We start from the raw sequence: 26,672 nt of genomic DNA on the forward strand, positions 1-26,672 counted from the left end.
GGGTGCTCTGCGCGCATCCACGCAGGTGTGCGCCGGAGTCGACGCCCTCGGCGCGATGCTTACGAGCGGAAACCGGTTAGCTCAGCGCCTCGGCCAGTTTCTCGACGGGATGGGGCGGTTCCTCGTCGGTCGCCAAGTCACCGAGTTGCGTCCGGCAGGACGCTCCCGGCGCGACGACGGTACCGCCGGCGCGTTCGACCTGTTCGACCAGCACCTCGCCGATGGCTTCGCTCATCGAGTAGTGTTCGGCCTCGTAACCGAACGAGCCGGCCATCCCGCAGCAGCCGGAGTCGAGCGGGTCGACGTCGTAGCCCGCTCGCCGGAGTACGCCGACGGCGTGGTGGTCCTTCTTCGTCGCCTTCTGGTGACAGTGGCCGTGGTAGGTGAGGAACTCGCGGTGCCCGCCGTCGGCGAACGACATCGACTCGTCGAGGCGGAACGTGTCGACGTACTCCAGTATCCCGTAGGTCGCGGCGGCGACGACGCCGACGTCGGTGTCGGGCGTCTCGTCGGGGGCGCGCTCCTCGGCTTTCGTCGGGTCGGTCACCGTCGCTGGCTCACCCCCGAGCAGGTCGAGGTAGTCCGACTGGAACATCACCGCGTCGGAGGGCTCGACGACGACGACGTCCCAGCCGTCGCGGACTCGCGGGGCCAGTTCGGCGACGTTCGACTCGGCGGTTTCGTACGCCTCGTCGAGAAACCCCTTCGAGAACGCCGGTCGACCGCTGTCGGCGACGTCGCTCGGCACGCGGACGTGGACGCCGGCGGCCTCCAGCACTCTGACGGCCGCCTTACCCGCCTCGGGGTGGTTGAAGTTCGTGTACGTGTCGGGGACCAACAGCGCCTTGCGCGTCGCCTGCGACTCGGAAACGCGCGACCCGCCGCGACTCTCGAACCACGCCCCGAACGGTTGGGCGTGGAACGTCGGGAGCGTCCGGTCGGAGGCGATGCCCACGGTCTTTTCTAGCACAGTCCGCGCGCCCGGGACCTTCGTCGCCCAGTTCGAGAGCGGGGCGAACCGCGACCCGAGCGCCGAGAGCGAGGCGACGTTCGCGAACAGTCGGTCGCGTAGACTCGCACCGTGACGCTCGTGGTGCTCGTGGGTCACCTCGGCTTTGAGTTTCGCCATGTCGACCTCGCTCGGACAGTCGCGCGCGCAGCCCTTGCAGCCGATGCAGAGCTCCATCACCTCGTGCATGAACTCGACGTCGAACTGCGCTTCCTCGCCGAGGTCGCCGCTCATCGCCTGTCGGAGCATGTTCGCGCGTCCTCGCGTCGACAGCGACTCCTCGTCGGCGGCGCGGTACGTCGGGCACATCACGCCGCCCACCGTGGACTGCCCGCCGCGACAGCCCCCGCAGCCGTGACAGAGTTCGACCATCCCCTGAAAGCCGTTCTCGTTCTCCCAGTTCAGCGCCGGGTCGAACCCTGCGTCGAACTCGTAGTCGGGGGACAGCCGGAGGTTCTCGGTCATGTCGGCGTCTCCGCAGACGTTCCCCGGGTTCAGAATCCAGTCGGGGTCGTACGCCGACTTCAGGTCGCGGAACGCGTTCCAGAGACGTTCGCCGTACAGCTTTCGGTTCCACTGCGTCCGCGCGCGGCCGTCGCCGTGCTCGCCCGACACCGACCCGCCGTACTCGACGACGAGATCCGTCGCGGCGTCGGCGATGGCTTCCATCTCCGCGACCCCTTCTACGGTCTTGGTGTTCGTCAGCGGGCGGATGTGGAGCACGCCTGGCCCGGCGTGGGCGTAGTAGCTGGCGAACGTGTCGTGTTCGTCGAGAATCTCCTGGAAGTCGGCGACGTAGTCCGGGAGGTTCTCGGCGGGAATCGCGGTGTCCTCGATGTAGGCGATGTGTTTGGCGTCGGACGTGCGCGACAGCAGGATGGGCAGCCCCGATTTGCGCATCTTCCAGAACTTCGCCATCGTCTCGTCGTCGTGGGCCTCCATCGCGGTGACGGCGTAGCGTTCTTTCTCGGTCTTGTCGGCCGCGCCCGGCGACGGGTCGGCCGTCGATAGCTCTCTGTTCACTCTGTCGGCGACCAGGTCGGCGACCCGTTGGCGGCCGTGGTCGCCGTCCTCGGCGTAGAACTCGACGAGCAAGACGGAGTCCGTCCCCTCGGGGAGCAAGCCGACCACGTCGGCGAACTCGGCGGTGTCGCGGGCCAGCGAGAGCAGCACGTCGTCCATCACTTCGACGGCGGCGGGACCGTGTTCGAGGATGGGCGCGACGTCCTCCATCGCGTCGGCGACGCTCTCGTACGTCAGGAGCGCGACCGACTTCGTCTCGGGAATCGGTTCGAGCGAGACGGTCGCCTCGGTGACGACCGCGAGCGTCCCCTCGCTGCCCGCGAGCAGGCGCGCGAGATTCACGGTCCCCGCCTCGCTCTCGGGGTCGACTCCCGAGTCGTCGGGCGTCCGGCGCTCGCCGCGGGCCTCGTCGACGAGCATGTCGAGATTGTACCCCGAGACGTTGCGCTTCAGGTCCGGATAACGGGCGTCTATCTCGTCGGCCGCTTCGTCGAGGACGCGAACGACTTCGGCGTAAATTCGGGGGAGAAGGTCGCTGTCGGGACCGTCGTCGCCCCACGCCGCCGACGCGGGGTCGGCCTTCTCGCGGAGTTCCGACACCTCGATTTCGCCGAATCTCGTCACGGTGCCGTCGGCGAGGACGGCCTCGACTTCCTCGACGTAGTAGTCGGTCTTCCCGTACTTCAGCGAGTGCGACCCCGTGGAGTTGTTGCCGATGGCGCCGCCGATGGCGCTGCGGTCGCCCCACGCCGGGTCGGGCGCGAACTTGAGGCCGTGCGGTGCGAGCTCCTCGTTGAGTTCGCCGAGTATCGTCCCCGCCTGCGCCGTCGCTTCTCTTCGCTTGGGGTCGATGTCGACGACGCCGTCCATGTACCGGGAGAAATCGAGAACGACCGCCTCGTTGACGGCTTGCCCGGCGAGACTCGTGCCCCCGCCGCGTGGGAGGACCGGAATCTCGCGCCGGGCGCAGTAGTCGACGACCGCCGTCACGTCGGCCGTCGACGTGGGGAAGACGACGCCGACGGGCGTCACCTCGTAGGCGGAGGCGTCGGTCGCGTACAACTGCCGGGTGTACTCGTCGAAGCGCACGTCGCCGTCGACGCGCGACTGGAGGTCGCGGACGAGCCCGGGACGGGCCACGTCGCCGCCGACGTAGTCGTAGTTCGCCGCGGCGTCCGTCGCGGGCTCGGCGTCCCCCGACGACTTCGCGGACCCGGCGGAAGAAGAGTGAGATACCATCGTCTATGTGTTGTGTGGTATCGTACTATAAACGTCCGGACGAGGCAGCGCGAGACGACGCGGTAGTCCGTCGGCTCTCCCGGCTTTCGGCCGTTCGTTTCACGAGCTCTGCAACCGAAAGCACAATGGCAGACGCCACGCTAAGTGGTGACATGACTACTGCCACACTGTCGACGTTCGAACGGTCTCTCGGGCGGCTCGACGTGGAGTCGACTCGAACGAGCGCCGACGAGTTGGGCGAGACGCTCGCGTCGGTCACCCTCGACCCGGTCGTCGGCGCACCGCTGCCGTTCGAGAACTACTCGCTGCCCGACTGGATACGGACCGACCCGACACCGGCCGAACTGGAGCAAGCGAAGACGGGCGTCACGGCCGCCGAGATGGCCGTCGCCGACTACGGCAGCGTCGTGATTCGCGCGACGCCCGACGCCACAGAGCAGGTGAGCCTCTTCCCGGACGTCCACGTCGCCGTCGTCCGCGCCGCGGACGTGGTCCCCGGGATGCCCGAGGCGTTCGAGCGACTCGCCGAGTGGACCGCCGAGGGCGACAGCGCCATCGTCGCCACGGGACCGAGCGCGACGGCCGACATGGGCGCGCTCGTGAAGGGCGCCCACGGTCCCAAAGAAGTGCACGTGGTGGTCGTCGAATGAGTTCGACGCGCGACGAGAAGGCGGCGCGAATCCGGCACTTCCTCGCCACCGAGGGCGACGCCGTCGCCGAGGGGACCCGCGGCTTCAACGCCGGGCGCTACGAGTCGGTCGCGAGACTCGACGACTACGAGGAACTGAAAGACCGCGCCCGCGCCATCAAGGAGGACGCCATCGAGCGTCTCCCCGAACTCGTCGACCAGTTGCGGGAGTCGGTCGAAGCCAACGGCGGCACCCTCTACGTCGCCGACGACGCCGACGACGCCAACCGCTACATCCGCGAGGTTGCCGAGCGCAAAGACGCCGAAACCCTCGTCAAGAGCAAGTCGATGACGACCGAGGAGCTGGAGGTCAACGACGCGCTCCAGTCGGACGGCGTCGACGTGGTCGAGACGGACCTCGGCGAGTGGGTGATCCAACTCGCCGACGAGGCGCCGTCGCACATCGTCGCACCCGCCATCCACAAGTCGCGGGAGGGCATCGCCGACCTGTTCGAGGCGACGTTCGACACCGAGGAACCGCTCGAAACCGCCGAGGAACTGACCGCGTTCGCCCGCGAGAAACTGGGCGAGCGCATCGCCGAGGCCGACGTGGGGATGACCGGCGCGAACTTCATCGCCGCCGACTCGGGGACGCTGCTGCTCGTCACGAGCGAGGGCAACGCGAGAAAGTCGGCGGTCGTTCCAGACACGCACGTCGCCGTCGCGGGTGTCGAGAAGATCGTCCCCTCGGTCACCGACTTCCAGCCGTTCGTCGAACTCATCGGCCGCTCCGGCACCGGTCAGGATATCACCTCGTACATCTCGCTTCTGACGCCGCCGGTCGACTCGCCGACCGTCGAGTTCGACGACCCCGACGTGCCGATGACCGCCGGGGGGACGGAGCGCGACGGTAGCTCTGTACCGTCGCGCACTTCTGACCGAGAGTTCCACCTCGTCCTCGTCGACAACGGGCGGATGGCGATGCGAGAGGACGAGCAGTTGAAGGAGACGCTCTACTGCATCCGGTGTTCGGCGTGCGCCAACTCCTGCGGGAACTTCCAGAGCGTCGGCGGGCACGCTTTCGGCGGCGAGACGTACTCGGGCGGTATCGCCACGGGCTGGGAGACCGGCATCGAGGGTCTCGACGTGGCCGCCGAGTTCAACGACCTCTGCACCGGCTGTTCGCGCTGCGTGAACGCCTGTCCGGTCAAAATCGACATCCCGTGGATAAACACGGTCGTCAGAGACCGCATCAACCGGGGGGAAGGAGGGAGGCTCGACTTCCTCGTCGAAGGACTGACTCCGGACGCCGAACCCGGCGGGCTGGACCTCGGCAAACGCTTCTTCGGCAACTTCTCGACGGTAGCAAAACTCGGGAGCGCCACCGCGCCGGTCTCGAACTGGCTGGCGGGGACGCGCCCCGCGCGGCGGCTGCTGGCCGAGACGGTCGGCGTCGACCCCCGACGCGAACTCCCCGCGTTTCGGCGCGAGACGTTCCGCGCCTGGTTCGAGCGCCGCGGCGGGTCGGAAGTGCCGCAGGCGAGGGCGAGACGGGAGGCCGTCGTCTACCCGGACCTCTACACGAACCACGTGCAGGTCGAACGCGGGAAGGCGGCGGTCAAGACGCTCGAAGCGCTCGGCGTCCACGTCGTCGTTCCCGACGTGCCGTCGAGCGGCCGCGCCCCGCTCTCGCAGGGGATGGTGTCGACCGCCGAGGGTCACGCTCACGAGGTGTACGCGGCGCTGGCCGAGCACATCGACGCCGACCGCGACGTCGTCGTCGTCGAGCCCTCGGACCTGGCGATGTTCCGCCGCGAGTACGAGAAGTTCCTCGCGCCCAAGTCGTTCGAGCGACTCGATATGCACAGCTACGAGGTGATGGAGTACGTCTACGGGCTGCTCCACGCCGGCGCCGAGTCGACGCTCCTGTCGGCCCCCGACGAGAGAGACGCCGACGAGAGAGACGCCGACGACGCGGGCGTCGCGTACCACAGTCACTGCCAGCAGCGGACGCTCGGACTCGAATCGTACACCGTCGCCGTGCTCGAGGACCTCGGCTACGACGTGGTCACCTCCGAGACGGAGTGTTGCGGGATGGCCGGGTCGTTCGGCTACAAACGCGAGTACTACGAACTGAGCATGGACGTCGGCGAACCCATCCGCGAACAGTTCGAGGCCGCGGACGCGGCCGACCGGGCCGTCGTCGCCTCGGGGACGTCCTGTCTCGAACAACTGGACGCGTTGCTCTCGCGGCCGACGCAGCACCCCGTCGAACTCGTCGCCCCGCGCTGAGCCGCCCCCGTCTTCGAGACTCGGAGCGCGTCGTCGCTCACTCTTCGACGACGACGCCGCCGCGCATCCCCATCGCCCTGTGCGGGGTACAGAAGTACTTCGTCGTTCCCGTCTCGTCGAACGTCCGCTCGAAGGTGTGGCCTTCGTCGGCGACGAGTTCGCTCTCGAAACTGCCGTCCTCGGCTATCACGTCGTGAGTACCGCCCGCGCCGGTCCACTCCCAGACGACGGTCGTCCCCGGCGAGACGCGAATCGCGGTCGGTTCGTAGGCGTGCGGACCCTCGATGCCGTCCGCGCCGACCATCACCGTCACCTCGGCCTCGCCGGTTCGGTCGGCGAACCCGTCGTAGTTGTCGGTCGGCCCGAACCACGACTCCCACTCCTCGTCGGGCGTCTCGGTCTCCGCCGACTCCGTCTGCGCCCCCTCCGTCGTCTCCGTCTGCGCCCCCTCCGCCGACTCCGTCGGCGCCCCCGTCCGAGTCCCGTTCGACTCGCCGGTGCCACCGGTTTCGCCGTCGGTCGGCGTCGCGTCCGACCCCGCCTCGCCCGTCGAGCAACCGGCGAGCGCTGTCGCCGTCCCGACGGCGGCCGCACCGGCCGCTCGGAGGGTCTGTCGTCTGGAGAACGTCGGGAGGGAATCTCGTCCGTCACCGGCTCGATTTCGGGTCACGCCGACGAGGACGACGGCCGCACGAAAACCGTTCACTGCGAGACTCACGTGCTGAGAACTGTCCGGCGGAGAGTGACGGACGGTGAAACGACGTCGCGGTCGGTTCGCCCGTCCGCGGTGCGACCGGCGTCCGACGCCGCGCTCGGACTCTACGAACATTAAAGACCCGGGCCTCCATGAGGGCGAGTATGGACGGGACGCCACAAGAAATCACGACGCTCGTCGGCCGAGAGGTGTACTCCAACAACGGGGTGTACGTCGGCGAAGTCGAAGACGTTCGCCTCGACCTCGACCAGGAAGTCGTCACGGGACTCGCCCTCGCCGAACTGAACCGAGAGCTGTTCGAAGGCCGCATCGAGCGCGGCAAGGGAGTACTCATCCCGTACCGCTGGGTTCGCGCCGTCGGCGACGTCGTCCTCATCAACGACGTCATCGAGCGTTTGAAACAACCGGAAGAAGAGTCAGAAATCGCGGTCTAACGCGGCTTAACTACCGTTTCCGCTCTCGCTACCGTCGACGCCCATCGCCTGGAACAGTTTTCGACGCACCGCCTCCTCGGTCAGCGCCAGCAGCGTGTCGCGGTTGTCCTCGCTCGTCTCGATGCCGGTGAAGATGCCGAGCGGGATCTCGACGCTCGCCTGCGTGGAGTGGCCGGCCGCCTCGCCGATATCTTTGAACGCGTCCTGGAGGATGTTGCCGATGTTCATCCGAATATCCTTCGAGCGTGCGGCGAGGTAGATAGTATCCTCGGCGATGCCGAAGACGGCGGTGGTCGTGATACCTTCCAGATTCAAGAGATGCTGGGCCGCCTGCGCGAGCGCCTCGCGGTCGCGGATGAACCCCGCGTTCGAGACGAGGTGGCTGCCCTGCACTTCTCGATTTTGGATGGCTTCGGCGAGCACGTCCAGCGTCTCCGGCGACATCGACGGCGACTCGACCTGTTCGAGCGTGTCGTGGTTGGCGAAGGGGTAGAGGTACGCCGCCGCCGTGAGGTCGGCGGGGGTTGTGTCGCGCTTGAAGTCGAGCGTCTCCGCACGGATGCCGTACAGCAGCGCGGTGGCGACTTCCTCGCTCGGGCTGAGGTCGAACTCCTGGATGTACTTCGTGAGGATAGTCGACGTCGAGGAGACGTTGGGTCGGACGTCGGTGAACGTCGCGTCGAACTCCCGGTCGGGTTCGTAGTGGTCGATGAAGATGTCGATGGGGACCTCGACGTCGAAGTCGCCGGACTTCATGTGGTCGACGAGCGCGACTGCGCCGTACTGCGACAGTGGCTTCGTTTCGTCGCGCGAGAGCAGGTCGATGCCGAGCAGGTTGACGAACGCCCGGTTCTCCTGGTGGCCGATGTCGCCGTTGTAGAGGATGTCGGCGTCGACGCCGTACTCCTCGGCGATCTGTCTGAGCGCGACGGCGCTGGCGATGGAGTCGGGGTCGGGGTTGTCGTGCGTCAGGATGGCCAACTCGCCGTCGGTGGCGACGAGCACGTCGGCCAACTGCCGGGCCTTGTACTCTAACTCGCCGGATTCGAGCGTCCGGAGCGCGGAGTCGGCGATGACCGTCGAGGGGTTGATGACCACGTCCGCGCCGAGTTCGGTCAGTTCGTCCTCGGAGACGGGGTCCGAGGCGCGCACGACGACGAACTGGTCGCCGCCGCGCTCTCGAATCGTCGAGACGGCCGCCTTGTTCGCCTCGACGTCCGACGAGAGGATGAGAATGACGTCGCGGTCCTCGACCGCCGACGCGACCTCCGGTTCTCGGATGTCCTGTCTCTGCGCGTTCAGATCTTGGTCGCGGAGTGCCTCCACCCGACTCTCGTCCTTGTCGAGTATGAGGACGTCTTTACCCCCGGCCGCGAGTTCGTCCGCGACGGCATGCCCGACGCTCCCGCACCCCAAGATAGCGTACGTAGACATCGAGGAGATGCTGACCTCAGAACTCATCAGTACCTCATGTACCCGCGGACGACACTTAACAGCATTCGTTTCTCTCCCGAGAGGGCGCTACCGATGCGACGCTCCGGAGACGAGTTCGGCCGCGAGAACTCCGCGGCCCTGACACACCATCGCTCTGTCGCGGCGGTCGTGGCGAGATGACGCGGTTACACCGGCGTCACGGCCGTTGCAGAGCGAGCGAACGGACACCCGCTCGCTATCTACATCGTCGGGAGGAGTTCCATTAAACGCTCCAGCTAAACCGTTTGGTGTGATTCGTGGCAACATGAAACAGGAGTTCGATACCGTACCGCGGGTGAACCGGCTCGGAGAGCCGACACGGTCGGGTTTGCCGCGTTGCTGCCGTTCCGAAAGGAAACGCCTTTTAGCGTACCCTCGAAAGGTGGTAGTGAGGGCCGGTAGCTCAGTTAGGGAGAGCGACGGACTCTTAATCCGTCGGTCGGGGGTTCAAATCCCTCCCGGCCCGTTTTCTGCGAACGACGCGAGACCGAAGGTCCCGCAGGCCGTGCAGGCGACTTTTAGGTCGCCCGCAGACAGAGTGAGCAGTGAAAACGCCACAGAGGAGTAGGAGTAGAGAAGTCGCAGCCTGCGAGCGGAGCGAGCAGGTCCGTCTTCGCGTAGTTCAAATCCCTCCTCGAAACTTTTTGTCGCTACTCGCGGACCCCTCCACAGGTGACCGCCCGTGTCTGATAGTTCACGCCGCCTCCTGACGCTTCGCCGCCTCGTTGCACTCGCCGGACTCGCTTTCGCGGCGACCCTCTACCGACACCTGGTTCGGCCGTGGCACACGTCGTGGGGGGCCACGACGGCCGAACGCCGGTCGTCGCTGCCCGGCGACGAACTGCTCGACGACGCGCTCGCCCAGTCGACGCGGGCGGTGACCATCGCCGCGCCGCCGGGCGAGGTTTGGTCGTGGCTCGCCCGACCGGGACAGAGCGATTTCTACGGCTGTGACTGGTTGGGGAACTTCGTCGGAACCGACGCCCACAGCGCCGACCGGACTCTGCCCGACGAACAGACGCTAACACCGGCCGACACGGTCCGTCTCGCCCCGACCGAGTACTTCGTCAGTCCGCCGGTGACGACGCTCACCGTTCGAGAACTCGACGCCGAACGCGTGCTCGTCCTGCAGGGGTTCGACGGCGGGACGTGGGCGTTCGTGCTCGAACCCATCGCAGCGGAGACGACGCGACTGCTCGTTCGTTCGCGGGCGGCCCCGATTTCGAGCCGGGTCGGTCGGCTCCTGTACTTTCTGGTCGACGAACCCGCCCACTTCCTGATGGAGCGGGAGATGCTTCTGGGTCTCGAGGCGCGTGCGCGACGGACGCCTCCCGACTCGTAATCGCGTTTATCGACTCGTAATTACGCTTCTCGACCCGCAATCACGTCTATCGACTCGTAACCCGGCCGTCGAACACGCAGCGGTTATAGGGACGACCCGCCTATCCGCTTCACCGTGACCGAGTTCCCCGACGCCGAATCCACCGACGACCTCGTCGCCGACCGCGACGACGTCGTCGCCGAGGTTCGCTCCCACGCCGGCCAGATCGCCCGCCAACTCGCGCTCCTGCAGGGCGGCGACTACGGCCAGCGGACGTTCAGCACCGACGAGGGCGAGTGGACGCTGAAGTACGAAGCCGGCGACCTCCAGTACCTCCGCTTCAGCGGGCGCTCCGGAGACGACGTCTACGTCGTCTCGACGAAGCAACCGCCCGAACCGACCGACCTCCACCGCGCGATGACCGACTACGACGCGTTCGTCGAATCGTACAACCGCTACGTTCGGTCGCTCGACGGCGTCCTCGACGACGTGCGGAGCGACTTTCCGACCGTGGAGACGACCGACTCCGTCGTCTCCGAGCGGAACCGCCTGGTCGAGCGCATCCGGGACGTCGCCGACGCCATCGCTGGCGAACTCCACCGCTACGACGGAACCGACTACGGGACGTTCTCCGCCCGGGTCAACGGCGCTCGCTGGGAGTTGAAGCGGGAACAGGCGCGGGTCTCGTACCTCCGCGTCGGCGGACAGAGCGGAACGTACCTCGTCTCGCAGTACGAACCGCCGTCGGCGCCGGACGTCCGCGAACACGCCGACGACTTCGTCGCGTTCGTCGACGCCTACAACGACCACGTCGCCGACCTGGAGGCGGACCTCTCGGAAATCTCGCTCTGAACGTTCTCCGCGTCGGCTGCGCGAACTGTGTTCGTATCCGTCACAGGCAGCAGGTTGATACGTGTGGCGCGGTGAGGTGGCGACGGAACGCACGATTACACAGTACGCGTCCGTCCGAGCCGATTCGGACAGCGGCCAAAGTCGTCCCACGACACGGCCCGGTCACGCTTCCACACGTGGTTCGCTTACAGAGTAACTATGTACTTCTTGGTGAATCACAACGATGTCCAGCGTACGCACTCCGCTCGACGCGGAGAACGAGCCGACTCTGACGGAACTGTTCGACGCACTCGCCGACGAGCGACGCCGTCGAATTCTCGACGCGGTCGAGCGAGCCGACCCCCGGCTCCCGGTCGCGTTACTGGCGAACGCGCTCGCCCCCGACGACGCCGACGAGGACGACGTCCGGACGCTACGCGTCTCGCTCGTCCACTCTCACCTTCCGAGACTCGACGACGTCGGTCTCCTGTCGTACGACCGCGACGACCGCGTCGTCTCGTCGACTCCGACGACGACGAGAGCGCTCTCCGTCGTCGACGCCGGCCGGGAGGTCCCGCGATGAACCGGACGCTGTGCCGGTGTCGAGACTGCGAGAGCGTCTACGCCGCCAGAAAACCGACCGACCAGCCGGTCCGGATAATCGGCACCGACGCCGGCTGTCCGTGCGGCAGCGACGCTCTCTACGAGATGACGAGAGGCAGTTTCAGCAAACTCGACGAGAGCGCGACGTAGCGCCGACAGTCACGCGACTCGCCGACCGTCCCGAAGCTACTTCTGCAACTCCGCCGCCGCCGCGTCCAGCGCCTCGTCACCGGAGACGCCGACGTCCTGTGCGTCGAGCGCGTCCGCGAGCGACGCGAGCAGGTACGTGACGTTCTTCGGGTTCGCCGAGTGGCCCATGCAGCCGATGCGGAATATCTCGCCGTCGAGGTCGCCGAGTCCGCTGGCGATTTCGAGGTCGTACCGGTCGAGCAGGTACGAGATGACCGCGCCGTCGTCGACTCCGTCGGGGACGCGAACGGCGTTGAGACTCGGCAGCCAGTAGTCGTCGGCGGCGTTCATCTCCAGTCCCATCGCCTCGACGCCCGCTTTGAGCGCGCCGGCGACGTGCAGGTGGCGGTCCCAGCGCTCTTCGATGCCTTCCTCGGCGACGAGACGGAGCGCCTCACGCAGCGCGTAGACGTTCGTGATGGGCGCGGTGTGGTGATACGAGCGGTCGTCGCCCCAGTACCCCTCCAGGAGCGAGAGGTCGAGATACCACGAGCGCGGCTCCTCCTCCCGCGAGAGCACCTTGTCCATGGCGCGGTCGTTGAGCGTCAGCGGACTCGCGCCCGGCGGACAGGAGAGACACTTCTGCGGGCCCGAGTACGCCACGTCGACACCCCACTCGTCGGCGCGGAACTCGACGCCGCCCAGAGACGTGACCGTGTCGGCGACGACGTACGCGTCGTGGCTGTGCGCGATGTCGGTTAGTTCCGAGACGTTCGGTTGGAGCGCGCCCGTGCTCGTCTCGGCGTGGACGAAGCCGAACACGTCGGGCTGGTGTTCGTCGAAGGCGGCCTGTACGTCCGCGGGGTCGAGCGGCTCGCCCCACGGTGCCTCGACTTCGACCACGTCGCCGCCCGCGCGCCGGGCCATGCTCGCCATCCGCCCGCCGAAGTAGCCGTTCGTCGGCACGAGCATCGTGTCGCCGGGTTCGACGAGGTTGCCGATGGCCGCCTCCATCGACGCCGACCCCGTCCCCGAGACGGGAATCGTCCACTGGTTGTCGGTGCGGAACGTGTAGCGGAGCAGTTCCTGCACCTCGTTCATGATGTCGATGAACGAGGGGTCGAGGTGGCCCACCAACGGCGTGCTCATCGCCCGCAACACGCGGGGGTGGACGTCGCTCGGTCCGGGACCCATCAGCGTTCGCTGCGGCGGTGTCAGTTCGTCGACGTCGGGCGCGTCGGACATGTCCCTCCGTTTCGCGGACTGCGAGAAAAAGCCATGGGTGTTCGTCGCACGATGCCGGTTTCTCGCGTGCCGACCGCCGCCCGGCTACCTCGCCGAGTAGTCGAGCGCGGCCGCGACGAGTTCGACCGGATGCGCCGGCTCTCTCGCGTCCTCTCGGTCGCCGAGTTGCGTCCGACACGACGCGCCGGGGGCGACGACGGTGTCGCCGCCGCTCGCGTCCACCTGTTCGACGAGGATGTCCGCGATGGACTGCGAGAGGTCGTAGTGTTCGGCCTCGTAGCCGAACGACCCGGCCATCCCGCAGCAGCCCGAGTCGAGGTGGTCGACCTCGTAGCCGACGGCGCGGAGCACGTTCGCCGCGTGGTGGTCCTTGTTCAGCGCCTTCTGGTTGCAGTGGCCGTGGTAGGCGAGGCGCTCGCGGACCGCCCGCGACGGGAGGCGCTCGTCCAACCGATGGGTGTCGAGGTACTCGAGGACGCCGTAGGCGTTCGCGCCCACCGCCAGCACCTCGTCGCCGTCGAGCAGGTCCGCGTACTCGTCTTGGAGCATCACGGCGTCGGAGGGCTCGACGAAGACGACAGACCACCCACGTTCGACGAACGGATGCAGGGCGTCGACGTTCCGGCTCGCGCGCTCGCGGGCGAGGTCCAGAAAGCCGCCCGAGTACGCCGCTCGACCGCTCGGCGCGACGCCGGAGGCGAGCTCGACGTGCACCCCCGCGGCTTCCAGCACCCGGACCGCCGCCCTCCCCGCCTCCGGGTAGACGTAGTTCGTGTACGTGTCGGGGAACAGCAGCACCTTCTCGTCGGCGTCCGCCGCCGCGACCGTCGCCTCCCGCTCGTCGAACCACCGTTCGAGCGACTGACGGGCGAACGTCGGCAGTTCGCGGTCGGGAGCGAGACCGAGCGCCCGGTTCAGAAGCGGACGCACGCCGGGAAGCTTCGGCGCGAGATTCGACACCGGTGCCGTGGCGCTGCCGACCGCGGCGAGGCAGTCGATGTTTGCGAACGCCCGCTCGCGGAGGCCGCTGCCCTCGCGCTCGTGGTACTGGTGTTTGACCTCGGCTTTGAGTTTCGCCAGGTCGACGCCGGTCGGACAGTCGTTCGCACAGCCCTTGCAGCCGATACAGAGGTCCAACACCTCCGACTGGAACCGATCCGAATAGAGCTCCTCCTCGTCCAACTCGCCGGTGATCGCGGCGCGAAGGAGGTTCGCTCGCCCGCGGGTCGTCGCCGCCTCGTCGCGCGTCGCCCGGTACGTCGGGCACATCGTGTCGCCGCCGGTCTGTCGGCAGGTACCGCAGCCGTTGCAGAGTTCGACCAGTTCGGAGAAACTGCCGTGCTCCTCGAAGTCGAGGTTCGTCTCCCACTCCGTCGAGAAGTACTCGGAGCCGTAGCGCAGCGACTGCCGCATGTCGGTCGGGCTCTCTTCTCGAAAGACGACCTTCCCCGGGTTCATCCGCCAGTCGGGGTCGAACGCCGTCTTCAGTTCCTGAAACGCCGCCCACAACTGCGGGCCGTACATCTTCGGGTTGAACTCGGTCCGCGCGAGTCCGTCGCCGTGCTCGCCCGAGAACGAGCCGTGGTGTTCCAACACGAGGTCGGTGACGGCATCGGAGATAGAGCGCATCGTCTCGATGTCCTCGCCGTCTTTGAGGTTCAAAATCGGCCGGATGTGGAGCGTGCCGACCCCCGCGTGAGCGAAGTACGCCGCCGACGTACCGTGGTCTTCCAGCACCCGTTCGAACTGCTCGACGTACTCGGCCAACTCCTCGGGCGGAACCGTCGCGTCCTCGATGAACGGATAGGGCTTCGCGTCGCCCGGCAGCGACATGAGCAACGGAATCGCCGCCTTTCGGAGCTTCCAGAGCCGACCCTGCGCCTCGTCGGTGTACGCCTCGACGACGTCGAACGCCTCGCCCTCGGCGAGGAAACGGTCGTTCGTCCGCTCGATAGCCGCCGAGAAGTCGTCGTGCAGTTCGGAGTCGAACTCCAGCATGAGCGCCGCCGCCGTCCCCTCGGGCATCTGCGCGGCGTACTCGGCGAACTCGCCGGACTCGCGGGCCAGTCGAAACACCTCGTCGTCCATCAGTTCGACGGCGCTCGTGTCGAACTCCAGCGCCGCCGGCACCGCCGCCATCGCGTCCACCAGATCCGAAAAGCAGTACACCGCCAGCGCCGTCTCCGCCGGCTTGGTGACGAGCGACAGTTCGGCTTCGACGACCACGCCGAGGGTCCCCTCCGCGCCGACGACGAGTTTCGAGAGGTTCAACACCCGCTCGCCCTCGTCGGTCTCTCTCACGACTTTGTCCAGGTTGTAGCCCGAGACGTTGCGCTTCAGGTCGGGATACCGGCTCTCTATCTCGTCGGCGTTCTCGTCGACGAGGCGGCGAACCGTGCGGTAGATGTCGGCTTCGAGGTCGTCTTTCGCCACTATCTCGTCCCACTCGTCGCCGTCGACGACCACGTCCCGCGTGCGAATCAGCGACCCGTCGGCGAGCACCACGTCCAGTTCCTCGGTGTAGGCGTCGGTGATACCGTAGCGGACCGAGTGCGCGCCCGTCGAGTTGTTGCCGATGCCGCCGCCGACGGTCGCGCGGTTCGACGAGGCCGGGTCGGGTGCGAACTTCAATCCGGAGGGAGCGAGCGCGTCGTCCAAGTCGTCCTGGACGACGCCGGGCTGCACTCGCGCGCGTTTGGCGTCGGCGTCGACGTCGAGAATCTCGTCCATGTACTTCGAGAAGTCGAGGACGACGCAGCCGGGTCCGACCGCCTGCCCCGCCAGCGAAGAACCGGCGCCGCGCGGCAGAATCGGCACGTCGTAGTCGGCGGCGATTCGCACCGCCGCCTGCACGTCCTCGACGGTGCGCGGGAGGACGACGCCCGCCGGCCGCGCCCGGTAGATGCTCCCGTCCGTCGCGTACAACAGTTGACTGTACTCGTCGAATCGGACCTCTCCGGCGACGGCGTCGCGTAACGCCGCCGCGAACGCGGCGTACTCGCTCACGTCCGTCGCCGCATCCAACTCGGATGCGCGGTACGCCTCGAACGCCTCGACCGTCGGATGTTCGTCGACCGCCATTACGCAGCCTACGACCGAGTGGGGATAAATAGCATGGGTGTAGTTCGCAAGACGCGCGAACGGCGGCGGGGAGGACCGGCGACGAGCGGGCGACGGGGAGCCTACGAACCGAAACCCATTTTCGGGGGACCGTCGCATCCCACTCCGTGGAATCCAAGCGACTCCAGTTCTACGGGCTCTATCTCACGCGGTTCGCCGAGGGGTTCGGGTTCATCACGCTCATCACGCTCCTGCCCGAGTACATCGACCTGCTCGACCCGCAGAACTTCGTCCTCCCGCTCGTCGGTATCACGCTCAGCGCCGGGTTCATCATCGGGATGTACACGACGGGGTTCACGCTCGCTCAGACCGTCGCCGTCGTCCCGTTGGCGTGGGCCGGCGACCGCTACGACAAACGGCTCGTTCTCCTCGGGTCGCTGCTCGTCGGTATCGTCGCCTACGCGCTGTTTCCGTTGCTCGACACCGGTGCCTCCGGCGCGAGCCTCCTGTTCATTCTCGGTCGCGCGCTACAGGGCGTCGCCGTCACCGGCGCGTCGCTGATGTCGCTGTCGCTCGTCGGCGAACTCGCCTCCGGCGGGACGCGCGCGAACCACATCGGCAAGGCCAACGCGTCGAACTTCGCGGCCTCAGTCGTGGGGAGTATCAGCGCCGGCGCGCTGTACGAGTTCCTCGGGTTCACGCCCATCTTCACGCTCATCGTCGCGTTGCTCTCGGTGGCGACGGGCATCGTCTGGCTGTTCGTCTCGCCCGACGACACCCGAGTGGAGGGTTTTCCATTCTCGGACCTCGCGCTCAACCGCCGCATCGTCACGGTCTCCAGTTTCCGCGCGCAGTACGCCGTCGCAGTGACGCTCGTTCGGACGTGGGTGCCCATCTACGCGGGCGTCTCGGCGGCCAGCGGTGGTCTCGCCTACGGTGCGCTCGCGGTGAGCGTCACCGTCGTCACCGAGAAGTTCTGCAACATGCTGCTACAGCCGTACACGGGCGGCCTCTCGGACCGCTACGGTCGCGCGCTGTTCGTCTTCTTCGGCGGCGGCCTCTACGGTCTCATCGCGCTCGCGGTGCCGTTCTCGCCCGCAATTGGGGCGGCGCTCGGCGCTCCGACCGACCTCCCGTTTCTCGGCTCGCTCACCCCGGCGTTCCTTCCGTTGGCGGCGCTTTCGGGGCTGCTCGGCGTCGCCGACAGCTTCCGAGAACCCGCGAGCATGGCGCTGTTCGCCGACGAGGGCAGCGGCGGCAAGGGCGTGGCGTCGAGCTTCGGCATCCGCGAACTGGTCTGGCGGCCCGGCAGCGTCGTGGGGCCGCTGCTCGGCGGCTGGTTGATGGCGGAGGTCGGCATGGAGTGGGTGTTCTACGTCGGCGGCGCGTCGGCGATCACGGGCGTGGTCACGATGCTCGGCGTGCTCGTCTACCACAACGGAACCGGCGTTCGCGCGCTGACGGAGTGGTGAGCGACGCCGCGTCGGTCGTTCAGTCGTCGCCGAAGACTCGTTTCTGTCCCGACGACGACTCGACTCGGCGATTCGTCTCCGTCTCCGTCCCCGTTCCCGCTTCTGTCTCCGTTTCCGTCTCCGCCTCCCGGACTCGTTCGACCTCGTCGGGCCGAACGGCCCAGCCGAGCGCGTAGCCGACGACACCGACGATAAGTCCGGGACCGAGGCCGCTCCCGATACTCACCGCGAGAACGTCGACGAGCGACAACTCCGCCGACCGAACCGCCCAGACGACCCCGAGGAGTGAGGACACGCCGACGGCGAGGGAGAGGCACGCGAAGACGCGCTCGCCGTGTGCGGAACCGTACGCGACCGCCCCGAGCGTGAGTGTCACGACGAGACCGTTCAGAAGCGCCGGGTGGGTGAACTGCGAGAGGTACGCCGCCAACAGGACGGCGACGAGCGAGAGCACGCCCAGCCGGGCGTTCCGTCCCCAACCCCGTATCCGAGCGTACACCGCGACGCCGAGGAGCGTACCGATACCGACGGTGTAGATGGCGGTGCTCCACGGAAGCAGCCATCCGGCGACGACGAGCGCGGCGGTACCGACGACGACGAGCGTTCCGACGACCACGTCGTGGTCGCTCGTCCCGCGGCTACGTCTGACGTCGAGGAGAAACGACAGCGGCGTCACGTCGCCGCGCGAGACCGAACTCCGGTAGCGTCGGACGGCGACGCCGGCGACGAAGACGAGGCTTCCGACGACTGCCGCGAGACTCCCGGCGTAGCCGAGCGCTCTGGCGACGGCGGTGGCCGTCGAGACGTCGCCGACGCCGAGCGAGGTACTGAACAGTTGCTGGCCGTGGAGCGACAGCGCGAAGAGAACCGAAAACACCGCGGTCCACGCGCCGCCGGCACCGCCGCCGCGGACGGCGTAGAACGTCAGTCCCGCGATGCCGGCTGTCACGCCGAGCAGCGTCGGCACCGAAAAGAGCGTCAGTCGGCGCAGCGCCACCGGGTCGACGAACCCGTAGCTCGCGAGTCCGACCGCGAAGACGACCGACGCGACAGTCACTCGACGAGTCAAAGCTTCGTCACTTCCGACGACTGCCGACCGAATACGCTGCGACACGGACCGATAGTAGGGCGACCACTACATATAACTTAGTCAGACAGTACTCGTATAGGACGAGTCAGAAAAGGAATCGGTTCGGCGACCGTCAGTCGAGGAAGTCGGGCGCGACTCGCTTCTCGTCGCGTTCCTCGCGGAGGTGCGCGCGGAACGCGTCGCGGCTCACGTCGTTCTCCTCGCGTTCCTTGCGGTCGCGGACGGAGACGGTGCCGGCGTCCTCCTCGTTGTCGCCGATGATGACCATGTACGGGACGCGGTCGGTGTGCGTGTCCTGAATCTTCCGACCGATGGTCCACGAGCGGTTCTCGACGCCGACGCGGAGTCCCTCCTCGCGGAGTTCCTCGGCCACCTGCTCGGCGTAGTCGAGGTTGTCGTCGCTGATGGGGAGTACGCGGACCTGCTCGGGCGCGAGCCACAGCGGGAACTTCCCGTCGAAGTGCTCGATGAGCACCATGAGGAAGCGCTCGTAGCTGCCGTAGAGCGCGCGGTGGATCATCACCGGGCGGTGGTCCTCGTTGTCCTCGCCCGTGTAGGTGAGGTCGAACCGCTCGGGCATGTTGAAGTCGAGCTGGACCGTCGGGCCGTCCCAACTGCGGCCGAGCGCGTCTTCGAAGCCGAAGTCGATCTTCGGGCCGTAGAACGCGCCGTCACCCGCCTCCAGGTGGTAGTCGATGTCGCCGTCGTCGAGCACCGCTTTCAGCTGTTTCTCGGCTCTCTCCCAGATTTCGTCGCTCCCGACGGACTTCTCGGGGCGCGTCGCCAGCGCCACGTCGGCGTCGAGGTCGAACGTCTCGAACACCGTGAGGATGTTGTCGATGATGAGGTTGATCTCCGCCTCTATCTGGTCGGGGCGGACGAACAGGTGGCCGTCGTCGATGGTGAACGACCAGACGCGCGAGAGCCCGGAGAGTTCGCCCCGCTGTTCCTTCCGGTACACTTTGCCGTCCTCGAAGTAGCGGACGGGCAAGTCCCGATAACTCCACGACTTCTGGTCGAAGATGGTCGCGTGACCCGGGCAGTTCATCGGTTTCAACCCGTACTCCTCGTCGTTGACGTCGAGGAGGAACATGTCGTCGACGTAGTTCTCGTAGTGGCCCGACTTCTTCCACAGTTCCGTGCGGAACAGGTGTGGCGTCTCGACGGGGTCGTAGCCCGCTTCGAGGTTGAGACTCTTCGCGTAGTCGGCGAGTTCGTCGAGGACGCGCTTGCCGTTGGGGTGGTACAGCGGCAGGCCCGGTCCCGTCACCTCGTCGATGGAGAACAGGTCGAGCTCGCGGCCGAGTTTGCGGTGGTCGCGTTCGGCGGCCTCCTCGCGCCGCTCGACGAACTCCTCTAGCTCTTTTTCGTCGGCGAACGCCGTGCCGTAGACGCGCGTCAGCGTCTCGTTCGACTCGTCGCCGCGCCAGTAAGCGGACGAGATGTTGAGAAGTTTGAACGCGCCGATCTCGCCCGTCGACTCGACGTGCGGTCCCTTACAGAGGTCCTCGAACTCGCCCTGTCGGTAGAAGCTTATCTCCTCCTCGTCTGCGGCCTCGTTGTCGAGGATGTCCTGCTTGAACCGGTTGTCTTCGTAGTGGTCGAACGCCTCCTCGCGGCTCATCGTGAACCGCTCGATGTCGTAGTCCTCGGCGACGATGTCGGCCATCTCCTCCTCTATCTCGCGGAGGTCGTCCTCGTCGAGGTCGACGTTCGTCACGTCGTAGTAGAAGCCCTCGTCCGTCCACGGGCCGATGGTCAGCTTCGCCTCGGGGCGGAGTCGGAGCAGCGCCTGCGCGAAGACGTGCGCCGCCGAGTGGCGGAGCACGTCGAGGTACTCGTCGGAGCCGTCGGTGACGATGACGAGCTCTGCGCCGTCCGCTAGTTCCGTCGCCTTGTCGACGAGATCACCGTCGACGACGCCGGCCACGGTGTCCTTGCCGAGGCCCGGTCCGATCTCGTAGGCGGCGTCCTCTACCGTGGACCCAGCCGAGAGCGACAGCTCGGAGCCGTCCGGCAGGGTCACTACGATATCACTCATGAGAGGACGAAACCGGAGGACGGGGATAAGTGTTTTTGACCCGCGCTACCGGGGTAGCGAAAGGAATTTATCGGCGGCCCGATTCCGCCGGTCCCTACAGTTAAATCGCAGAAGCCGGAACTGTCTGCCATGCGATTCGACCGACAAAGCGGCGTCTTTCTCCACGTCTCCTCGCTGCCCGGCCCCCACGGCATCGGCGACCTCGGCGACGGCGCGCGAGCCTTCGTCGACTTCCTCGCGGACGCGGACCAGTCGCTGTGGCAGTTCTGTCCGCTCGGCCCGACCTCGTCGGCCCACGGCAACTCGCCGTACCAGTCGTTCTCGGCGTTCGCAGGCAACCCGCTGTTCGTCGACCTCAGGGACCTGCTCGACCGGGGCCTGCTCACCGACGGGGACCTCAAGCCCGTCCCCGAGTTCGACCCGCACGAGACCGACTACCAGCGCGTCTCGGAGTACAAACGTCCGCTGCTCGAAACGGCGTTCGAGCGGTTCGAGTCCGAAGGGTCGGACGACGAACACGAGGCGTTCGAGGCGTTCCGCGAGCGGGAGTCGTCGTGGCTCGACGACTACTCCTTCTTCATCTCGCTGAAGGAGGCACACGACCACGTCGCGTGGACCGACTGGCCCGAGGGACTGAAGACGAGAGAGCCGGACGCGCTCGAACAGGCCCGAGACGACCTCGAAGCCGAGCGTCGATACCACGCGTTCTGCCAGTACCTGTTCGACGAGCAGTGGCGCGACCTCAAGTCCTACGCGAGCGACCGGGGCATCTCGCTCGTCGGCGACCTGCCCATCTACGTCGCACTCGACAGCGCCGACGTGTGGGCCTCTCCCGAAGCGTTCGACCTCGACGAGAACAACGAACCGGCGGCCGTCGCGGGCGTCCCGCCGCAGTTCGGCGACAGCGGCCAGCGCTGGGGCAACCCGCTCTACGACTGGGACTACCTCCGCGAGACGGGCTACGAGTGGTGGCGTCGCCGCTTCTCTCGACTGTTCGACCTCGTCGATGTCGCCCGCCTCGACCACTTCAAGGCGTTCGACGAGTACTGGGCGATTCCCGCCGACGCCGACGACCCCGCGGCGGGGTCGTGGCGCGACGCGCCCGGCTACGACTTCTTCGAGACGATAGAGCGCGAGTTCGGCGACCTGCCGTTCGTCGTCGAGGACCTCGGCTTCATCGACGAACAACTCGTCGCGTTCCGCGACCACTTCGAGTTCCCCGGCATGCGCGTGCCGCACTACGCCGACTGGTGCCGCGAGGGCGACATGAACCAGCCGATGCACTACCCCCACGGCAGCATCGGTTACACCGCCACCCACGACACCGACACGACGGTCGGCTACTACCGCAGCCTCCCCGACGACCAGACGGACTGCCTGCACTACAACCTCGGCGTCGACGGCAGCGACATCAACTGGTCGCTCATCGAAGCCGTCTGGAACTCAGAGGCGGTGCTGGCGATGACGACGGTGCCCGACCTTCTCGGACTCGGTTCGGAAGCCCGGTTCAACACGCCTGGAACCGCCGAAGGCAACTGGTCGTGGCGGTGCACGTACGAGGGGCTCGACGAGAGTGTGGCGGAGCGACTTCGGGACGTGACCGACTTCACGATTCGGTAGCCACCGAGTCGACTCAGCGTCGGGAACTCCTTCTCTCTCGGTCTCACCGAAGCTCCCGAAACCCAACCGAGAGGAACAGCGAGCTCAAGCCGCCGACCACCAACAGGAACCAGTACGAACACACTCGATAGACCAGCACGGCGGCAGCAGCCGTCTCCAGTCCGACCTCGGCGAGGACGACGACGGCGGCGGTCAACCCCACCTCGGTCCCGCCGAGACCGCCCGGCGTCGGCAACAGCGTCGCCAACCCGGCCGCGGGGACGACGAACAGCACGAGCGCCAGCGGCAGCGACTGGCCGACGGCGAGCGACCCGAGATAGAGGGGGAGTGCGAACAACACCCAGCCGACGACGGCGAACGTCGCCGCCCGAATTACCGTACTGCGGTCGCTCGTCGCGCGGTCGAACGTCTCGAAGAACTCGTCGAGGCCGCGGTCGACCGCCTTCGGGGCGAGACGACCCTGCACTCGCGGCCCGGCCCGGCGAAACACCGCCCGCCCGACCAGCGCGACGCCGTGGACGACGCGCCGGAACGCCGTCCGGCGTTTGACGAACCCGGCAATCGCGACGGCGACGAGCGCTAAAACGCCGACCAGTCCGAGCGCGACCAGTTCGGTTCCGGAGGCGACGCCGTCGGCGACGACGAACCACCCGAAACCGAGCCCGGCGACCGCGAGCGAGGCGACGAAGATGAGCAGTTCGCTCGCGGTGACGGAGGCGAAGGTCCCGCGGTAGTCGAGGTCCATCTCCTCGGCGAGCACGTACGCCATCAGCGGGACGCCCCCGGCGTGGCCGAACGGGAGAATCTGCTTGGCGAACGTCCCGGTGAGATACCCGAGTCGGACCCGACCGGTCGACACCGTGGGGTCGACGGTTCGCAGAAACAGCAGCGTCGAACTGCTCCACGCCAGTTGTGCGAGGAGACTCGCGGCGAGTGCCACCACCAGAAGCAGGGGGTCTATCGTCCGCAACTCCGCGACCACTCCGCTCCAACTCACGCCCGACAGACCGACGAGCGCCGCGAGCGCGACGATGACGGCGACACCCGCGCCGATACGTCTCCGTATCGCCCCGCCGCGAGTGACCTCCGTCGTACCCATGCAGAGCGGTAGTCGCACCGAACAGTATGAATCTTCTGTCTGTTCGAGAATCGAACGAGTCGGCCGCGCACGGATAGCCGCGGGGGCAAGCCACATACCGTTCTATCGCAACCACTTGTCCATGCAAGTCGACACGGACCGCCTCCGAGCGGACATCGAAGCGAACGCCGAGTTCGGCGACGTAGCGGCCGAGGAGGGTCGCGGTCGGACCGTCCTCTGCGGAACCGAGGCGAACAGGCAGGCCCGCGAGTACTTCGTCGAACGACTCGAAGACGCCGGACTGTCGGTCGAAATCGACGCCATCGGTAACATCTCCGGGACGTGGACGCCCGACTCCGCGGACGGAGACGCCGCGCCCGTCGCCTTCGGCAGCCACCTCGATTCGGTCCCCGAAGGTGGTATCTTCGACGGCCCGCTCGGCGTCTACGCCGCGCTCGAAAGCGCCCGCGCGATGCAGGACGCGGCCGTCGAACCCGAGCGCCCCGTCGTCGTCGTCTCCTTCACCGAGGAGGAGGGTCAGCGGTTCGCCGACGGGCTGCTCGGCTCTTCGGTCTCGGTCGGCGAGCGCACAGTCGAGGAGGCGCTCGCGCTCGAAGACAGCGACGGCGTAACCCTCGGAGACGCCCTCGACGACATCGGCTTCCGCGGTGACGGACTGCTCGACGCGAGCGAGTGGGACGCGTGGTACGAACTCCACATCGAACAGGACACGCAACTCGAACGCGCCGACGTCCCGGTGGGCGTCGTGACGACCATCACCGGCATCACCCACTGCGAGGCGACGGTGTTCGGCGAGGCCAACCACGCGGGAGCGACGCCGATGGACGAGCGGACCGACGCGCTCGCGGCGGCCGCGGAGTTCGTCCTCGACGTGGAGCGCGCGGCCAACGGCGTCGTCGCCGAATCGAGCGACTCCGCCGTGGGGACGGTCGGCTCGCTCGACGTCTCGCCGAACGCGACGAACGTCGTCCCCGGCCGCGTCGAGATGGGCGTCGACGTCCGCGACGTCGAGTACCAGTCGATGCAGACCATCGTCGGCGCGGCCAGAGAGAGCCTCACCCGCCTCGAAACCGAGCGCGGCGTCGACACCGAGTTCGAGCGACCGTTCGACCTCGAACCGACGCCGATGGCCGACCGGCTGCGGGAGGCGGCCCACGCGGCCGGCGAGACCGCCGGTATCGAGACGATGGACATGCACTCCGGGGCGGCCCACGACACGATGCACGTCGCCGACGTGACCGACGCGGCGCTGCTGTTCGCGCCGTCGCGCGACGGCATCTCGCACAACCCCCGCGAGTGGACCGACTGGGACGACTGTGCGGCGGCGACGCGCGTGCTCGCCGGTGCCGTCGCCGACGCGGCGGGCGGACGTCTCTGACGGACCGGCGTCACGGACGAACATCGAAACCCGCAAGCCCGCGGGAACGAACGAAGAGACGATGGAGCGAGGGGCGATTCCGCTCGACGAGTTGGCCGGCGAGTTCGACCTACAGGCGACCGTCGAGAGCGGTCAGTCGTATCTCTGGAACCGCGCCGACGGCGGCATGTACGACGAACTGGTCGCCTACGGCGGCGACCACTGGTACGAGACGGTCGTGCCGCGGATAGACGGCGTGAGCGACGAGCAAGCGGTCTTGCGCGTGCGACAGGTCGGCGACCCGGCGACTGGGCGCTTGGAGTGGGAGTCGAACGTCGACGCCGTGCCGCTTCTGACCCACCTGCTCCGCCTCGACGACGACCTGGACGCGATTCTCGATGCGACGCCGGACGACCCGCTCCTCCGCCGAGCGTACGACGCCTACCGCGGGATGCGACTCGTCCGCGACCCGCCGTTCGCCTGTCTCGTCTCCTTCATCTGCTCGGCGCAGATGCGCGTCTCGCGCATCCACGGCATGCAGATGGCGATGGCCCGCGAGTACGGCGACCGAATCGAGTTCGACGGCGAGACGTACTACGCCTTCCCGACGCCCGCGCAGTTGGCCGAGCGGACCGAGGACGAACTCCGCGAACTGAGCCTCGGCTACCGCGCGCCCTACGTCCAGCGGAGCGCGGAGATGGTCGCCTCGGGCGAGGCGCACCCCGACGAGGCGCTCGGCCTCGACTACGAGGACGCCCGCGAGTCGCTGACGCGGTTCGTCGGCGTCGGCGACAAGGTAGCCGACTGCGTCCTCCTCTTCTCGCTGGGCTTCCTGGAGGCGGTGCCGCTGGATACGTGGATTCAAACCGCTATCTCGGACCACTACCCCGACTGCGAGCGGGGGAACTACCGCGAGACGTCGCGGGCGATACGCGAGCGGTTCGGCGGCGAGTACGCGGGTTACGCCCAGACGTACGTCTTCTACTACCTGCGCGCCGGCGGCGACGGCGGCGACTGAGCCGCCGACTCCGCCTGACAGTCCGTTCGCCGTGACGGACACGTCCTGCCGGGCGAAACTCTATGCGTTTCGATGGGTTATCACTACCCACTATGGACTGCAGAGTCGTCGTAGAGGCGGCCGTGCCCGTCTACGACGTGGGGACGACGGACGAAGCGGTCCGCATCGCTATCTCCAAAACCGGCGAGATGCTCAACCCGGACCTCAACTACGTCGAGATAAATATGGGGAGCCGACAGTCGCCGTCCGGCGAGGAACTCCCGCCGGCGTTCATCGCGGCCGACGAGGCGCTCGTCGCCCTCGAACTGGAGATGACCGTCTTCAACGTCGAGCGCGAGGAACACGCGTCGAGAATCGCGAGGAAGGAGATCGGTCAGCGCCTGGAAAACATTCCGCTCAAAGTCCTGGAGGTGGCCGTCATCGCCGACGAGGACGACGAAGAAGACGCGAGCGAGTCGTCGGAAGAAGACGACGGAGACGACGGGGACGACGAGTTGCTCCCGGAGTTCGAAGAGATAGTCGACGAAGAGAGCGACGGCTGAGCGGTCGTAACCTGCGAGAGAACTGCAGTCGACGGTTCAGTCGGCTTTCGGCGCGACTGTCTCCGGTTCGGTCTCTTCCATCGAGGCCGTGATTCCCTTTGCGAGTTTGAAAACGGCGGCCTTGTGGTCGGTCTTCGACTTGTGAATAGATGTCGGACGAACGCCAAGTTCGTTGTATTCGGTCAGGTCGAGTTCGGTGTCTTTCCAGTGTTCCTGCTGGCTTCGTACCTCTGCAAGCAGGCCGTGAAGGTGAATGAGCTCCTGCTTCTTCATGAGCAAATTCTCGTTGATACTCGATGCTTATAGTACTATCTTGAGTCTCGTTAACATAGTGCTGTGTGTGAGACACTCTACCCCTCGATACCTGTACTTCCATGAGGCGATGCAATACCCTGTCGTGAACGTTTTACCGTCCGCGCGTCGACCCGTGA

At 67.0% G+C, this 26,672-nt stretch carries 21 protein-coding genes and 1 tRNA gene; 13 read left to right on the forward strand and 9 right to left on the reverse strand.

What is annotated here, in order from left to right:
• Window positions 1–76 precede the first annotated feature (76 nt).
• The gene (locus DV709_RS00160) at window positions 77–3,271 is read right to left on the reverse strand and encodes an FAD-binding and (Fe-S)-binding domain-containing protein (protein WP_117590967.1); all 3,195 of its coding nucleotides are present in this window, start codon (window positions 3,269–3,271) and stop codon (window positions 77–79) included.
• 152 nt (window positions 3,272–3,423) lie between these two features.
• Between DV709_RS00160 and DV709_RS00165 the strand changes: the two genes are divergently transcribed.
• Complete coding sequence (locus DV709_RS00165) at window positions 3,424–3,921, forward strand: LUD domain-containing protein (protein WP_117594000.1); 498 nt, start codon at window positions 3,424–3,426, stop codon at window positions 3,919–3,921.
• Complete coding sequence (locus DV709_RS00170; RefSeq protein ID WP_117590968.1) at window positions 3,918–6,191, forward strand: LUD domain-containing protein; 2,274 nt, start codon at window positions 3,918–3,920, stop codon at window positions 6,189–6,191. Before DV709_RS00165 ends, DV709_RS00170 begins: the two co-directional genes overlap by 4 nt.
• A 37-nt stretch (window positions 6,192–6,228) precedes the next feature.
• Here the strand turns inward: DV709_RS00170 and DV709_RS00175 are convergent, their stop codons facing one another.
• Window positions 6,229–6,861, reverse strand: coding sequence for a halocyanin domain-containing protein (locus DV709_RS00175; protein WP_232819679.1), 633 nt, complete (start codon window positions 6,859–6,861; stop codon window positions 6,229–6,231).
• Window positions 6,862–7,049: 188 nt separating this feature from the next.
• Between DV709_RS00175 and DV709_RS00180 the strand changes: the two genes are divergently transcribed.
• Window positions 7,050–7,340: a PRC-barrel domain-containing protein gene (locus DV709_RS00180; RefSeq protein WP_117590970.1), complete on the forward strand. Its 291-nt coding sequence runs from the start codon at window positions 7,050–7,052 to the stop codon at window positions 7,338–7,340.
• 6 nt (window positions 7,341–7,346) lie between these two features.
• Here the strand turns inward: DV709_RS00180 and DV709_RS00185 are convergent, their stop codons facing one another.
• Window positions 7,347–8,801: a DHH family phosphoesterase gene (locus tag DV709_RS00185; protein ID WP_117590971.1), complete on the reverse strand. Its 1,455-nt coding sequence runs from the start codon at window positions 8,799–8,801 to the stop codon at window positions 7,347–7,349.
• A 404-nt stretch (window positions 8,802–9,205) separates the two neighbouring features.
• On the opposite strand from DV709_RS00185, the gene DV709_RS00190 reads away from it, so the two are divergent.
• The 5 genes from DV709_RS00190 to DV709_RS17510 all read left to right on the forward strand — a co-directional run bounded on the left by DV709_RS00190 (window position 9,206) and on the right by DV709_RS17510 (window position 11,718).
• Window positions 9,206–9,279, forward strand: a tRNA-Lys gene (locus DV709_RS00190).
• Window positions 9,280–9,495: 216 nt separating this feature from the next.
• Window positions 9,496–10,155 carry a hypothetical protein gene (locus tag DV709_RS00195; RefSeq protein WP_198665615.1) on the forward strand — a complete coding sequence of 220 codons (660 nt, stop codon included), beginning with the start codon at window positions 9,496–9,498 and terminating at the stop codon, window positions 10,153–10,155.
• Between the two features lie 114 nt (window positions 10,156–10,269).
• A complete protein-coding gene (locus DV709_RS00200) occupies window positions 10,270–10,986 on the forward strand; it encodes a hypothetical protein (RefSeq protein ID WP_117590972.1) in 717 nt (238 codons plus the stop codon).
• 223 nt (window positions 10,987–11,209) lie between these two features.
• Window positions 11,210–11,548, forward strand: coding sequence for a DUF7344 domain-containing protein (locus tag DV709_RS00205; protein WP_117590973.1), 339 nt, complete (start codon window positions 11,210–11,212; stop codon window positions 11,546–11,548).
• Window positions 11,545–11,718, forward strand: a complete 174-nt coding sequence (locus tag DV709_RS17510; RefSeq protein ID WP_157972609.1) for a hypothetical protein — start codon at window positions 11,545–11,547, stop codon at window positions 11,716–11,718. The genes DV709_RS00205 and DV709_RS17510 overlap by 4 nt, the downstream gene beginning before the upstream one ends.
• A 36-nt stretch (window positions 11,719–11,754) precedes the next feature.
• Here the strand turns inward: DV709_RS17510 and DV709_RS00210 are convergent, their stop codons facing one another.
• Together DV709_RS00210 and DV709_RS00215 are read right to left on the reverse strand one after the other, a co-directional pair.
• Window positions 11,755–12,942: a pyridoxal-phosphate-dependent aminotransferase family protein gene (locus DV709_RS00210; RefSeq protein ID WP_117590974.1), complete on the reverse strand. Its 1,188-nt coding sequence runs from the start codon at window positions 12,940–12,942 to the stop codon at window positions 11,755–11,757.
• 84 nt (window positions 12,943–13,026) lie between these two features.
• Window positions 13,027–16,023 carry an FAD-binding and (Fe-S)-binding domain-containing protein gene (locus DV709_RS00215; protein WP_117590975.1) on the reverse strand — a complete coding sequence of 999 codons (2,997 nt, stop codon included), beginning with the start codon at window positions 16,021–16,023 and terminating at the stop codon, window positions 13,027–13,029.
• Between the two features lie 146 nt (window positions 16,024–16,169).
• Between DV709_RS00215 and DV709_RS00220 the strand changes: the two genes are divergently transcribed.
• Window positions 16,170–17,474: an MFS transporter gene (locus tag DV709_RS00220; protein ID WP_117590976.1), complete on the forward strand. Its 1,305-nt coding sequence runs from the start codon at window positions 16,170–16,172 to the stop codon at window positions 17,472–17,474.
• Window positions 17,475–17,493: 19 nt separating this feature from the next.
• On the opposite strand, the gene DV709_RS00225 is transcribed toward DV709_RS00220, so the two are convergent.
• Both DV709_RS00225 and thrS read right to left on the reverse strand, forming a co-directional pair.
• The gene (locus DV709_RS00225) at window positions 17,494–18,531 is read right to left on the reverse strand and encodes a hypothetical protein (protein ID WP_117590977.1); all 1,038 of its coding nucleotides are present in this window, start codon (window positions 18,529–18,531) and stop codon (window positions 17,494–17,496) included.
• A gap of 145 nt (window positions 18,532–18,676) precedes the next feature.
• Complete coding sequence (gene thrS, locus DV709_RS00230) at window positions 18,677–20,605, reverse strand: threonine--tRNA ligase (protein WP_117590978.1); 1,929 nt, start codon at window positions 20,603–20,605, stop codon at window positions 18,677–18,679.
• Between the two features lie 129 nt (window positions 20,606–20,734).
• On the opposite strand from thrS, the gene malQ reads away from it, so the two are divergent.
• Complete coding sequence (gene malQ, locus DV709_RS00235; protein WP_117590979.1) at window positions 20,735–22,225, forward strand: 4-alpha-glucanotransferase; 1,491 nt, start codon at window positions 20,735–20,737, stop codon at window positions 22,223–22,225.
• A 43-nt stretch (window positions 22,226–22,268) separates the two neighbouring features.
• On the opposite strand, the gene DV709_RS00240 is transcribed toward malQ, so the two are convergent.
• Window positions 22,269–23,324 carry a lysylphosphatidylglycerol synthase transmembrane domain-containing protein gene (locus DV709_RS00240; protein WP_157972610.1) on the reverse strand — a complete coding sequence of 352 codons (1,056 nt, stop codon included), beginning with the start codon at window positions 23,322–23,324 and terminating at the stop codon, window positions 22,269–22,271.
• Window positions 23,325–23,445: 121 nt separating this feature from the next.
• On the opposite strand from DV709_RS00240, the gene DV709_RS00245 reads away from it, so the two are divergent.
• The 3 genes from DV709_RS00245 to DV709_RS00255 all read left to right on the forward strand — a co-directional run bounded on the left by DV709_RS00245 (window position 23,446) and on the right by DV709_RS00255 (window position 26,241).
• Window positions 23,446–24,702 carry a M20 family metallo-hydrolase gene (locus DV709_RS00245; protein WP_117590981.1) on the forward strand — a complete coding sequence of 419 codons (1,257 nt, stop codon included), beginning with the start codon at window positions 23,446–23,448 and terminating at the stop codon, window positions 24,700–24,702.
• 61 nt (window positions 24,703–24,763) lie between these two features.
• Window positions 24,764–25,699: a DNA-3-methyladenine glycosylase family protein gene (locus tag DV709_RS00250; protein ID WP_117594004.1), complete on the forward strand. Its 936-nt coding sequence runs from the start codon at window positions 24,764–24,766 to the stop codon at window positions 25,697–25,699.
• Between the two features lie 92 nt (window positions 25,700–25,791).
• Complete coding sequence (locus DV709_RS00255) at window positions 25,792–26,241, forward strand: DUF555 domain-containing protein (RefSeq protein WP_117590982.1); 450 nt, start codon at window positions 25,792–25,794, stop codon at window positions 26,239–26,241.
• Window positions 26,242–26,277: 36 nt separating this feature from the next.
• Here the strand turns inward: DV709_RS00255 and DV709_RS00260 are convergent, their stop codons facing one another.
• A complete protein-coding gene (locus DV709_RS00260) occupies window positions 26,278–26,514 on the reverse strand; it encodes a UPF0058 family protein (protein WP_117590983.1) in 237 nt (78 codons plus the stop codon).
• Window positions 26,515–26,672: the final 158 nt, after the last annotated feature.

The organism is Haloprofundus halophilus (assembly GCF_003439925.1).
In the GTDB taxonomy this organism is placed as follows: Archaea; Halobacteriota; Halobacteria; order Halobacteriales; family Haloferacaceae; genus Haloprofundus; species Haloprofundus halophilus.